9 protein-coding genes are annotated in these 12750 nt (G+C 37.1%); 6 read left to right on the top strand and 3 right to left on the bottom strand.

Annotated features, from left to right (window positions below):
* A partial coding sequence (locus tag BACCELL_RS27475) for a TonB-dependent receptor plug domain-containing protein (protein WP_007213291.1) occupies nt 1–1455 on the bottom strand: 1455 nt, incomplete at its 3' end.
* A gap of 939 nt (nt 1456–2394) precedes the next feature.
* Between BACCELL_RS27475 and BACCELL_RS27470 the strand changes: the two genes are divergently transcribed.
* On the top strand, nt 2395–2826 hold the full coding sequence (locus tag BACCELL_RS27470) for a helix-turn-helix domain-containing protein (protein ID WP_240053591.1): 432 nt from the start codon (nt 2395–2397) through the stop codon (nt 2824–2826).
* A gap of 761 nt (nt 2827–3587) precedes the next feature.
* Nucleotides 3588–4823 carry a contractile injection system tape measure protein gene (locus BACCELL_RS17480; RefSeq protein ID WP_007213288.1) on the top strand — a complete coding sequence of 412 codons (1236 nt, stop codon included), beginning with the start codon at nt 3588–3590 and terminating at the stop codon, nt 4821–4823.
* 89 nt (nt 4824–4912) lie between these two features.
* Here the strand turns inward: BACCELL_RS17480 and BACCELL_RS17475 are convergent, their stop codons facing one another.
* Both BACCELL_RS17475 and BACCELL_RS17470 read right to left on the bottom strand, forming a co-directional pair.
* Complete coding sequence (locus BACCELL_RS17475; protein WP_007213287.1) at nt 4913–5965, bottom strand: class I fructose-bisphosphate aldolase; 1053 nt, start codon at nt 5963–5965, stop codon at nt 4913–4915.
* A gap of 116 nt (nt 5966–6081) precedes the next feature.
* Nucleotides 6082–6810: a hypothetical protein gene (locus BACCELL_RS17470; protein WP_149949431.1), complete on the bottom strand. Its 729-nt coding sequence runs from the start codon at nt 6808–6810 to the stop codon at nt 6082–6084.
* Nucleotides 6811–7134: 324 nt separating this feature from the next.
* Here BACCELL_RS17470 and BACCELL_RS17465 point away from each other — a divergent pair, with 324 nt between their 5' ends.
* The 4 genes from BACCELL_RS17465 to BACCELL_RS17450 all read left to right on the top strand — a co-directional run bounded on the left by BACCELL_RS17465 (nt 7135) and on the right by BACCELL_RS17450 (nt 12669).
* The gene (locus BACCELL_RS17465) at nt 7135–7692 is read left to right on the top strand and encodes an NAD(P)H-dependent oxidoreductase (RefSeq protein ID WP_007213284.1); all 558 of its coding nucleotides are present in this window, start codon (nt 7135–7137) and stop codon (nt 7690–7692) included.
* A 505-nt stretch (nt 7693–8197) separates the two neighbouring features.
* Nucleotides 8198–8650 carry a very short patch repair endonuclease gene (locus BACCELL_RS17460; protein WP_007213283.1) on the top strand — a complete coding sequence of 151 codons (453 nt, stop codon included), beginning with the start codon at nt 8198–8200 and terminating at the stop codon, nt 8648–8650.
* 57 nt (nt 8651–8707) lie between these two features.
* Nucleotides 8708–9745, top strand: a complete 1038-nt coding sequence (locus BACCELL_RS17455; RefSeq protein WP_007213282.1) for a DNA cytosine methyltransferase — start codon at nt 8708–8710, stop codon at nt 9743–9745.
* Complete coding sequence (locus BACCELL_RS17450; protein WP_007213281.1) at nt 9742–12669, top strand: ATP-dependent DNA helicase; 2928 nt, start codon at nt 9742–9744, stop codon at nt 12667–12669. Before BACCELL_RS17455 ends, BACCELL_RS17450 begins: the two co-directional genes overlap by 4 nt.
* Nucleotides 12670–12750: the final 81 nt, after the last annotated feature.

The raw sequence follows: 12750 nt of genomic DNA, 5'->3' as shown, positions 1-12750 counted from the left end.
ACTGAAACGACTTAGAAAAGCATCATCCGTCCTATCAATAAATATCTGGGAAAGATTGATACGCGGATCAACAGAAGAGCTCCGTTGTAGACGCTGAGTCGGCAGCTGAGTAAAACGTACTCCCGCCTGCACTTCGGTCCGCATCTTCCCATAACGGAGAATAAAGTGATTTTCAGCAAAAGCAGAATACTTATATAATAAAGGTATATCCCGATAAGACCTTGTCCGCACTCTGAGCATTTCCAAGGGAGGACGAAGAGGATCGAAACTGATTCCTTTTCCACGATTCCCTTCCACTTCAGCATGAAGCCCCAGTTGAAAATGGTTACTGATGTTCTCACCCATCGTTTTTCTGTGATTGGCAGTCAACGATACATCTCCGCTCAACGGCTTGCCTTCAACGGATAACTGAGAGAAATAATGGGGAGGCAAGAACACTCCGGCATGTTCACCTGCCTGCGCGGTATAGGTAGTGACTTGCTGTGTTCCCGAATAATATGTACTGGATTCATTCTTCTGGCTCCCATACGTAAATCCCAGCTGATATTCAAGATTGGAAATCCAGGAACGATTCAATTTCCACTGTCCGTTAGCAGAAAAGGATATGTTTTGATCCTGGTATTTCCGAAATTCACCATCCACCGTATTCTGCCCTCTTTTATCATTGTCCTTCATCCAATAACCACGCATATTAAGACGCAAAGTAGCCGACCGGAAATCCTTCGCATAAGCCGCTTGGATTCCAAATCTTTGATAAGATTCTTCAAAGACTTGAGGCGATTGATTGGAAAGTGCATAATCTGCTCCTAAATAGAGAGTTCCCCCATTATTACTGATCGCAATACCCTTCCCCACAGAAGCAAGTTTCTCCGTAGCCGTCAGACGAATGCCGATAGTAAAAGGTTGTATCCCGGCTTTCGACTTAACCAGAACAACACCACTGGTCGCATCTCCATAACGTGCCGAAGGAACACCACGTATCACCTCGACCGACTCCACAGAAGATGGAGACAAAGAACGCACGTCGAAACCGGATAACACCGTGCTATTAAAGAGGCTTCCCCTACCTTCAAGTCCCATTTGCTGCATATTGGCATTATTATTCATGCGGAGTCCATCCACCACTATGGCTGTCCCTAAAGCATTAGTCGTATTTTCATAAGTTGCACTGCGGATGGTAAAGGCGGCCGGAGCATTCAGATCCGGATTGCGTACAAGGACACCGGGTAGTAATTGAGATAAGACAGAAAGGTCAGTAGCCTGTATATGACGAATAGCATCCTGCCCAATGACAGAACGGGTTCCCGGAGCATCTGATTGAGTAGCAGTAACAATCACCTCCTGTAACCGGATGTTGCGAAGAGTATCTATAGCCTGCATTTCAATCTGTCCATATACCGCCAGCGAACAAACCCAAAAAGCAATTAATATATAACCCCTGTAACAATTATTCATTTGTACAACCCAAGATGGTAATTTACATACCTAACGAGCGTTATATAGTAACCCTCAGATTAGGGGGGCAAAGGAAACAATTTTCTACCAACATTTCATTACCAAACTTTAAAAAAATGCAGAATAAAATCACTCTTTTCGGACTTTTGTGTGTACATTTGCAAGCAACAGAACAACAATATCATGCCATTTTTCATATTAAAGACATTACTTATTTGTACTTTTCTGCTGACTTGGGCTGTACTAGGTCTTGCTTCTATCTCTCTGATTTGGAGAAACAAGCATAAAAAGGATTTGGTCATATTATTAGCGCCAATCCTACTAATATACTGGGGGTTAACGTCATATAGCACATTATACGAAAATTTCTTCCTGCTTCAAAGAACATCCCTTTTACCCACCCTATACTGTTGGGGACTGACTTTCCTCCCGCCTTTACTCTATTTCTTTATCCGCTTCCGTATTACCGGAATATTTCCCCTAAAGTCACAATGGTGGAAACATATGTTACCTTCGATGGTCTTATCGTGTTGTTACATATTGATGTCAGTTTTAAGTCCGGTGGCAGATCGCTTAACTTACAGTTGGGCTGAAATTCTATCATCGTTCCCGGCTTGGTGGGCACTTTTCCGTTTAACGTGTATAATAACAGGGATCACACAGACTTTCATTTACGTATTACTCTTGCGAAATATGAATGAAACAGACTGTATATTCCTAAAATCAGCTTCCGATATTCAAAGAAAAAGCATCCTAATATCAGGGTTCTTCTTCATGTTCTTATTGAATATGTTCACTTCTTCATACATCTGCAATCTTTTATACAACCTTTGTATTGGCGTATTAAGTGGATATATCTTTTATAATTCTCTCTTACACCAATTCGTAAAACAAAAGTTCAAGTCACATATTTATCGGGAAACATTGTCCCCGTTCCCAGTGAATAACCTAAATCAACAACTAGAAAGCAAATCAGAAAAAGATGTTGTAGAAAAAGAGGTGCTCATAAATGGCAAGAAGAACTCCAAAGTATACTTGACTCCTCAAAAGATCGATGAAATAAACCAACTATTACAAACACCGGAATTCATCTATGATCAAAAAATAAAATTGGAGCAGTTTGCTCAAAGAGTAGCCGTTAATTCCACCTATTTAAATAGATATTTCAATCAAGAATATGGATGTAGTTTTCTTCAATACCTTACGTCACTTCGCATCGAACAAGCAGAAATGCTTCTAAGAGACTCGAATGCAGAAATAGAAGACATCTGTTATAATACAGGTTTCAACAGCCCTTCTGCATTTCACAAAGCTTTTAAAAACCGATATGGTTACTCTCCCTCGGAATGGAGAAGAAGATGTCTCACTTAAAAGTTGAATGCAGCACGTTCAATAAAAAGTTGGTTCAAGTTACTCTCACTACCCTCACTTTTAATGTGAATCGTTGATAGCTAGGATATTAAGTGTGGTGGTAGTAAAAAATCCAGTGTGAGGGTAAGTGGCTTACTCTCACTTTCGCAGTCAACCCATATCCGGACGAGGCATTTATTCATTTCATATTAGGCATTATTCTACTGAGAACCAGAGATATATCTCTTTATCCTTAGGAATAGTCGGGTGTTGACCAAGGTTAACAGGCCTATCAACCTTGGTTAACGAGCCGATTAACCTTGGTTGACAGGCCCGTTAGCCAAGGTCAACACCCAATAAAGCTTATTGGAAAATACAACACACGCAGGGTAAAAACAAATGGTCCCCTGTTTGCTTTCTAATCACTATTGAAGCTTTTACCGCAAAACACATGGGCTGAATCCTGTTTAGCACACACTTCATATCATCAAAAAAAGGCTGAAATCGTAAAAACAGGAAGATTAATTCCAAGCTGTTCCACTGTATTTCAAGCACTTATAATTATTATTTTAGTTTACTGATTTTAGTATTTAGATTTCCCCGCTTCCTACTATTTTTGCCTGTGTTCATTTGCAGTTTCTCTTCAAATTACAAATAATATAAACTGCCGGATAATCGTTATGAAGCACTAACGGTCACTCAAGGCAGAAACAATTAAAAGCAGGCTGAAAATCAATATATGATAATCAACAAATACAATATTAATATTAATTTTTATTCTTATGAAAAATGAAAAAATAGACATGAGTAGGGAATCGGATACTTTCCACGTCTCCCAAGATGGAGTGTACACTATCACAGGTACCAATTCAAGACATGGAATAACAGTATCTGCCGGAGTACGTGCAACAATATTTCTGCAAGATGTCAACTTATGTGATCTGGGAGACATGGGTGTTGCATTTCATATTGCGGAAAACTGCCATATCACGGTAATTCTTGAAGGAAACAACATACTGCACAGTGGTCGTGAAATGGCTGCAATTCAGTTGAGAAAGCAATCTGTTTTAAACATTAAAGGCAATGGAAAATTAATTGCATACGGTGGAGAAGGTGCAGCCGGTATAGGATGCGGATATGCTACCGAATGTGGCGACATTATTATCGAAAGTGGAACTATAGAAGCCTATGCGGGTTATCAGCACGAGACTTCCTGGCGTGCAGGATCTGCTGGAATAGGAGGTGCCGGTCAATACGCAGGTCGAAAAAGTAAATGTGGAAACATAATTATTTTAGGAGGAAAAATCATAGCCAAACGCGACAAAGGAAACTGGGATATTGGCCCGGGGGATGAAGGAACTTGTGGCAATGTAAAAGTAAATAAGAATGCAATAGCTCCCGATATGTGTGTGTATGGCTTCGCTACTTCAGAACCAACTCATACTCCAATTCCTACTCCTAACCCTGAGCCTACTCCTCATTTTGGTACAGAACAATATGGAGATTTGAAACATATACCTATACCCAATGCAGGATTGGCCATTCTCTCCCCTTTTCTACCAATGCTTTTTATGAGGCTTAATATGTTAAGCCAAGATCGCAGGAGTTTCAATAGTAACGAATCAAAAGTACGAGCTATATTCATTTTACAACGCCTTATAGCAAATGAAGACAGGGAGTATGATGAAAAAGATCTGTTCCTCAACCGTTTGTTAATAAATTATCCCTCCAACGAGCCACTCCCCAAAAGAGTGGAACTAAATCAAGATGAACTTAACACAATAGATTCTCTATTGGAAACAGCAAAGACAAACTGGTCAAAAATGAGGAACACTTCAATCAGAGCCCTCCAAGAATCATTTTTGAATAGAGCGGGTTTTATAGAAAAAACTGAATGGGAATGTACTCTAACTGTAGAGGAACGTGCATACGATATATTATTGGATAGCATTCCCTGGTCATACAAACTTGTACGGTTCCCATGGATGGAAAGTATACTCAAGGTTAACTGGAGATAAACTCCGGTTCTGATGACAGTTCAAAAGTTCACTTTTACATTTAAATAATCAGTATAGAAGACTTTTATCTTCTATACTGATTAAATACTTTATGCAATCGTTATTGAAGAATCCAAATAAACATCCTGAATGGTATTCAATAATTGAACGCCCTCTTCCATTGGTTTTTGGAATGCTTTCCGGCCGCTGATCAACCCCATTCCACCGGCACGCTTATTGATAACCGCCGTAACAACAGCATCACGCAAATCCGATTCTCCATGAGATTCACCACCGGAATTAATCAAACCGACACGCCCCATATAGCCATTAGCAACCTGGTAACGGCAAAGGTCGATAGGATGTGAAGTTGCGAGTTCAGAATACATTCTTTCATCCGTTTTACCAAAGTGAATAGCTGTGAATCCGCCATTATTGGACGGAAGTTTTTGCTTTACAATATCAGCCTTGATGGTCACTCCGATGTGGTTGGCCTGTCCGGTAAGGTCGGCTGCCGCATGGTAATCTGTGCCGTCCTTCTTAAAATCATTATTTCTGAGATAACACCAGAGAATAGTTGCCATACCTAACTCATGAGCATATTCAAAAGCTTGTGATATCTCAATAATCTGACGACGACTTTGCTCCGAACCGAAATAGATAGTAGCGCCAACAGCTACCGCACCCATATTCCATGCTTCTTTTACGGTTCCAAACATCACCTGATCGTAAGAGTTTGGATAAGTAAGCAGTTCATTATGGTTCAGTTTTACAACGAAAGGTATCTTATGGGCATATTTACGGGCAACAGCCCCTAATATGCCAAATGTGGACGCAACTGCATTACAACCTCCTTCGATTGCCAGTTTCACTATATTTTCAGGATCAAAATAGATCGGATTAGGAGCGAATGATGCTCCGGCTGTATGTTCTATATCCTGGTCGACCGGCAGAATGGATACATACCCGGTATTCGCAAGGCGTCCATGTCCGTACAAAGCTTGCAAGCTATTAAGGGTACGTACATTTCTGTCAGAGTCCACCCAGATTTTATCAATCACATCAGGTCCAGGAACATGAATTAATTTCTTATCTATTGTCTTACACGTATGGTTCAGGTAATATTCTGCCTGTTGTCCCAACAAATCAACTGTTTTATTCATAATATATTCATTTTTTAATTTAGAATCATACTAAATAAACAGTTTTCCTTGTCGATTGTTTCATCGCGAAGCTGAAAAACGATTGCTTCTCTCAGAGCAAGTCAGTATCCGAATGATCATCTATGAAACCGCCCTTTTTCTTTTACCAATACTACTTTCAGTTGTGGATCGGCCAACATCTCACGTCCGACAGAAGACAACAAGAACTGCAACTGACTACTCCTGTGTTTCCAGGTCAGTAAATCTATGGAACGGGTCAAACCTTCTTTTATCTCAGTATACCAATATCCCGGAAATGAGAGAGCGCTAACCACCTCTTTATCCGCAATTTCCTGTAATTCTTCGATGCAATCATCCACTTCTTCTTCACTCAAATCATCCGGTTCATCATAAGTTACATAATACGAAGTATAATAACCGTCTTGAGTGAAAGCTTCCAAAGCTTTCCAATCTTTGCCTTCTATAATCAAACGGTCTTTTGCAATCTGGAAATATTCCGTCATCTCATTCATTCTCTCTAGTGCTACATGTTTATTTCCAGCGGTCAGGTTCTTTATATCCAGCCACATTTTTCCTTCATGATCTTTCATATAAGAAAAATAGGAACCCAAACTCAGATTAAAACTTGTATCTACATCATGCGTCACATCAAATACACGGTCTTTCCGAAAGACGAGATCAACCTCTACATTCGGATATCGACTCTGTTTCTCGTACAATTTTTCCAAAGAATTGCAACGATGAAGCCATATTTTCTCCGGATAACGACCTATATCCCGGAGCCCCATGAAAAGAAGGCACAAAAACACGGATGCTAATCCTGTTATAAGACTAATTTTCTTCATAATCAGTTTCTATAAAAAGCTATTCCAAATAATTTTTTATATCCCTGCTTTTGATGATGATATTGCCTGTTTGCTTATTGCAAATATATAAATTTGAAAAAATAATAGAAACTAAAATAGATGAATTACCCTTTTTTCTCTGTGAATCAACATTCTTTTTAGTAAGCATCAGCCATTTGAACGTCTAAATAAAAATCTGTAAAAATGGTATTTTAATCCGTAATGTATCTAATTACATATACAGTCAACTGCCGTATCTTTGCATCAGAAAAAGATTAAGGTTACAAATTGAAGTATAGAATATTTTAAATGATCTATTGAAGCATGAAAAAAGTACTTGTAATATCCGGTCATACAGACCTTGCTACTTCGGTAGCTAACAAAACGATTCTTGATACAATCGGGCAATACCTTCCCGAAACCGAAATTGTAAAGCTTGACACCCTTTATCCCGACTTTAAAATTGATGTTGACGCAGAGCAACAACGCCTGCTGAAAGCCGACATTATCGTGTTGCAATTTCCAATCTTCTGGTACAGCGCACCCTCCATACTGGAACGCTGGATGGAAGAAACATTCCGGCACGGCTTCTCTCATGGCAGTACCGGCAACAAACTGAAAGGCAAAAAGATGATACTCTCATTTACCACCGGTGCCCCGCAAGAAATGTATTCTCACAAAGGGGCAATGGGGTATACGATTGAAGAGTTCTTACCTTGCTACAAAGCCACATGTAATCTTTGCCAAATGGAATTTGCGGGATATATCTATACTGGTGGCGTAAGTTACGGCACGCGTACAACCCCGGAATTGATAGAACAACAAAAGGTAAAATCTGTAGAACATGCTAAAAAACTGATCAAACTGTTAGAAACACTTTGATTAACGCTGAGTCTGTTCAAACGTCTGTTATCATTGTAATATTAGCGGATCAACGAAGGAAATCGAAAAGAGTAATGCAAAAAGTCGATAAAAAAGAACACCGAATAGTACATCATTCTTTGCTTTAGTTACGTGCAACTAAAATAAAAAGAGGTTGTGTCAAATTTGAACTGCACCCCAAAAGTTTTATGTCTAACTTTTGGGGTGCAGTTCAAATTTGACACAACCTCTTTATTAAATTCATCGCGGAGAGGGAGGGTAATGAGCCTTTTCTCCACAAGTTCCTTATTTACAAGATTATAACAATGTCAATTTTACTCTTAGTAATGCTTTAGTAACTGAAGTTTGTCTGATTCAGTCCTACAATGTCTTTATGATGTCTGTTCATCTAAACATTACTGTACAAAGATAATATAACTCATTCAATTATCAAAATAACTCGTTCTAATTTTACAAATTCATTTTTTGATATTATATTTGTAAAAACACCGTTTATTATAACAGAATGGATAAGTTAACAAAAGAGCAACGAAGTAAAAACATGCAAGCCATCAAAAACAAAGGCACTAAAGACGAAGTCTTATTAGCCAAAAAACTTTGGCACATAGGATTACGTTACAGAAAAAATGACAATTCCGTTTTTGGAAAACCCGATTTAACATTCAAGAGATATAAAATAGCAATTTTTATTGATAGTGAATTTTTTCATGGCAAAGATTGGGAAACAGAAAAATACAAAATTAAATCTAACAGAGAATTTTGGTGGCCTAAAATTGAACGAAATATAACAAGAGATATTACAGTTAACCAAGTATTAGAAAATGCTGGTTGGAAAGTAATACGCTTTTGGAGTAAATCTATGAGAAAAAATATAAATGCATGCGTTGAAACTATAATGCATATACTAATAGAAGAGAAAGATAAAAAATTAAATACGAAACAATTAAAACAAAAGTAACTATAGCCCAAATAAGAGAAATGATAACTATATTTGCAAATAAAACTCATATAACAGATGAAATTATACTCTATAGATCTATTTAGCGGTGTAGGAGGCTTAACTCAAGGCCTGCGAAAAGCTGGATTTCAAACAAAAATGGCTTTTGAAATAGATGAATTAGCTTCTTCTGTTTACAAATTGAATCACAAAAGAACTAAAGTAATTACAGATAACATTCGCAATGTAAGTACAGAAAAAGTTAAAAAACAGTTCAAAGGCAAAACGATTCACCTCCTTGCCGGATGTCCACCATGCCAAGGTTTTAGTTCTATCAGAAGACTAAACAAGCCTACCCCTGTTAAAGATGACAGAAATACTCTAATAAATGAGTATGTTAGATTTGTTGTAGATTTGAAGCCATATACATTTATGATGGAAAATGTACCAGGTTTAGCATTAGATAAATCTTTTGAAGTAGCATTGCAAACCTTTGAAAGTATAGGATATTTTACAGATTGGAAAATTGTCAATGTAAAAGAATACGGTGTTCCTCAAAGTCGTAAACGTTTGGTTTTAGTTGGTTCACGTTTAGCACCAATCCAAATTGCTCATCCCACTAATAAGAAAAAAACAGTACGCCAAACAATAGGAAAGTTACCTCTTCCTGAAAAATCAGATGATCCATTACATAAAATCTTTCCTACTCATACATCTCAAATAGAATATTTGATCAGTCAAATACCACATAACGGAGGTAGTCGAAAAGATTTAGGAGAGTCGCAACAGTTGAAATGCCATCAAAAAGAAAATATAGGATTTAATGATGTATATGGTCGATTAAGATGGGATGACTGTTCAACAACTATTACTGGTGGATGTCTGAACCCTTCTAAAGGACGATTCTTACACCCAGAACAGAATAGATGTATTTCTGCGAGAGAAGCTTCACTGTTACAAACTTTTCCTCCAAATTATATATTCCCAGCAAATATACCAAGGAGTAAACTGGCTTTAATGATAGGTAATGCTTTGCCTCCTGATTTTAGTAAAATTCAAGCTTTAAACCTAAAGCGTCATATTATAGAACATCTTAATAACATACAAGCAATATGAATATAGAAGAAATATTACATAATGAATTAACAGAAGATCAATATAATACAGTTATAGATAATCATCCTGAAGTACTATGCCTTGCTTGCGCTGGTTCCGGTAAATCAAGAACATTGGCTTTCAGAATATCTCGATTAATTTACGAAGGTGTAACACCGGAAAGTATTATTGCATTTACTTTTACAGAAAAAGCAGCCGAATCCATCAAACGAAGGGTAGCCGACGCTTTGGAAAAATGTGGTTTTTCTGCAGCAATGGTAGGAGCTATGTATATTGGAACAATCCATTCGTATTGTCAACATTTATTGGGAGAAATGAACGCTAAATATAGACAATATGAAGTTTTAGATGAAAATCGATTAAAATTATTCTTATTATCAAGATTTCAGGAATTAGACTTAAAATCTTTACAAGATGCAAGAGGAGCAAAAATGTTTGCTACGATATCAGAAATAGCTAACGCATGGAAAATAGCTAATGACGAAATGTTGGATTTTGATGAGATTGAAAGGGAAGATTTCCTTTTAGGCCATTGTTTAAAAAGCATATCTTTACGTTTAGGATCCGACCAATACATAGATTTTTCTTTAATGATTAGAAAGGCGGTAGAAGCGCTAGAAAGCGATAATAATGAAATTAACAGCGCTTTAGCTGAGACAAAACATTTAATGGTTGACGAGTATCAAGACGTTAATATTTCTCAGGAAAGACTAATAAATGGGCTTTACAAACGAATGGAATCTGTCTTTGTTGTAGGAGATGATGATCAAGCTATATATGGATGGAGAGGCGCAGATGTGAGGAATATTGTAGAATTTGATCAAAGACATCATAATTGCTCAGTTCATACTCTATCTACTAATTTTAGAAGTACAGAAACTATAGTATCCGCTTCCGATAGATTTATCCAACTTGAACTAAGTACAGCACGAATCAATAAGAGTCCACAAGCTCATAGCAATGGAAATATTCAGCAATTTGGTAATTTTTGGTTTAACACTAGAGTTGAAGAAGCAAACTGGATAACCACTAGAATAAACGATTTAATAGGTGTTAAATATGTAGAAGGAAATGGTGAGGAAAGAGGCTTAACATATTCAGATATAGCCATATTAATGAGATCTGTACAAGGGAGATCTCAATATCATAGAGATTTTACAAATGCTTTACAAAATGCAGGTATACCATATTTAATTGAATCAGAGGGATCTGTTTTTGAAAGATTGTATGCGCGAACGTTACGCGATGCAATGGAGCTATTAAGATTTCCTGGCATTTCAAGAACTGAGGCTACAACTTTTTTCCAGAATAATATATTACCAGTGTTTCCCAATGCAAACTTAAGCCGTTTTTTAATTATTTTATCTGATTGGAATAACCAAATACACAGACCGCAAGGAGGAGCAAGAAGAAAAGTTTATCCACAAATGTTAGTACATGATTTTTTAGAAGCATTCAATGTTTCCACTACTCATTTTACTAACAAAGAACAGGTTATGAGAGACTTAGGAGTGTTTAGCGGCATAATATTGGATATTGAAAAGGTTTTTGTCAGCATAGACAGTAGCTATCGCTACCAAACAATCCTCAATTTTCTACAAAATGTTGCAGAAACTGGATATGATACTTCTCTAGTAGAATTAATGAGCAGACCTGATGCTGTCACAATTTCTACAGTACATAAGATGAAAGGTCTTGAATATCCAGTCGTTTTTCTTGTAGATGTTGTACAGCAAAGATTTCCAGGAAGCAATAGAAAATATAACGGTTGGTTACCAACAAATTTAATTCAAGATGCCTTATCTAGAGGATTATACCAAAGTAATAATGCAGGTGAAGCTCGGCTCTTTTATACAGCACTTACTCGTTCTGAACGTTTTCTATATGTAACAGGATCAGCTATTCATGAAGGTTTAGCAAGAGCAAAACGTCCAAGCCCATACAAACTACGTCTTACGAATTTAAACCATTCTGGAATTACCACCGATGAAACGATACTTCCAGAAAATGTAGAAAGAATAGAGCCAAAGGCAAGAATTGATGAGGAATCAATGCCCACCAGTTTTACTGAAATAAAAGACTATTTAGAGTGTCCAATGAAATATCGATTTAGAAAAATTTACGGCTTTAGTCCTGCAGTTCCCGAATTATTTGGTTATGGTTTAACAACTCATACAGCCATAAACAGGCTACATCAACTGTATCCAGAAAGTGCTCCTACAAGAGAAGAAGCACAAGAAATAGCGAGTGATGTTTTCCATCTTAAACATGTCTTTCCATCTCGAAATTCTGATGGTGAGGGTCCGTATGAAAGGGCAAAATCAGCTTCCAAAAAATTAGTGGGCAATTACGCTAATGATTATCCCAATGATTTTATACAAAGTCGCTCTTTAGAACAAAGATTTGAAATTAAAGCAGGGAAAGCGTTAATTACTGGCGCAATTGATTTATTATTAAAAGAAGATACGAATGGTAATATTTTGGACGCAAAAGTAGTTGATTTTAAATCAATGGATTTTCCTAAAAATCAAAACATCCCATTTTTCTGGATAAATATGGCTTTACAGGTACAACTATATGCTCATGCAGCCGATGTAGTTCTAAATGAAAATGCTAAAACAGGAGCAGTACATTTATTGAAAGCTGAAAATGAAAACGCATTACCAAATAGAGTAGAGATTCCTATCGATGATATTTCTACACAAACTGCCGTTTCCAATGTAGAATGGGCAGTAAACAGAATATTAGAAGGGGAATTTCCAATGCGCCCTAGTTCCCAAAAATGTAGCGAATGTGATTTTGTAAAAATTTGTGCAAAACACAAAGAAGATTTTATATCCAGTGAGATTCCTGCACCAATTAAAATACCAATGACTAATAATGTCTCAGAAATATATGTTAGGTGCTTTAGTGATATTGATTAGAATTTGTAAATAAAAAACTTGCTCTCGCCTGAATAAATACCATTCCCTCATAAACGAAGAAATTATATTCAGATTACACAT

The sequence above is a fragment of the Bacteroides cellulosilyticus DSM 14838 genome, assembly GCF_000158035.1.
Lineage (GTDB): Bacteria > Bacteroidota > Bacteroidia > Bacteroidales > Bacteroidaceae > Bacteroides > Bacteroides cellulosilyticus.
Note: the sequence above shows the minus strand (reverse complement) of the source record. Positions and strands in the feature narration are given on the sequence as shown.

Excerpts from the sequence above, each read along its gene's own strand:
- BACCELL_RS17480 (WP_007213288.1), top strand. The coding sequence starts at position 3,588 with ATGAAAAATGAAAAAATAGACATGAGTAGGGAATCGGATACTTTCCAC.
- BACCELL_RS17475 (WP_007213287.1), bottom strand. The coding sequence starts at position 5,965 with ATGAATAAAACAGTTGATTTGTTGGGACAACAGGCAGAATATTACCTG.
- BACCELL_RS17470 (WP_149949431.1), bottom strand. The coding sequence starts at position 6,810 with ATGAAGAAAATTAGTCTTATAACAGGATTAGCATCCGTGTTTTTGTGC.
- BACCELL_RS17465 (WP_007213284.1), top strand. The coding sequence starts at position 7,135 with ATGAAAAAAGTACTTGTAATATCCGGTCATACAGACCTTGCTACTTCG.
- BACCELL_RS17460 (WP_007213283.1), top strand. The coding sequence starts at position 8,198 with ATGGATAAGTTAACAAAAGAGCAACGAAGTAAAAACATGCAAGCCATC.
- BACCELL_RS17455 (WP_007213282.1), top strand. The coding sequence starts at position 8,708 with ATGAAATTATACTCTATAGATCTATTTAGCGGTGTAGGAGGCTTAACT.
- BACCELL_RS17450 (WP_007213281.1), top strand. The coding sequence starts at position 9,742 with ATGAATATAGAAGAAATATTACATAATGAATTAACAGAAGATCAATAT.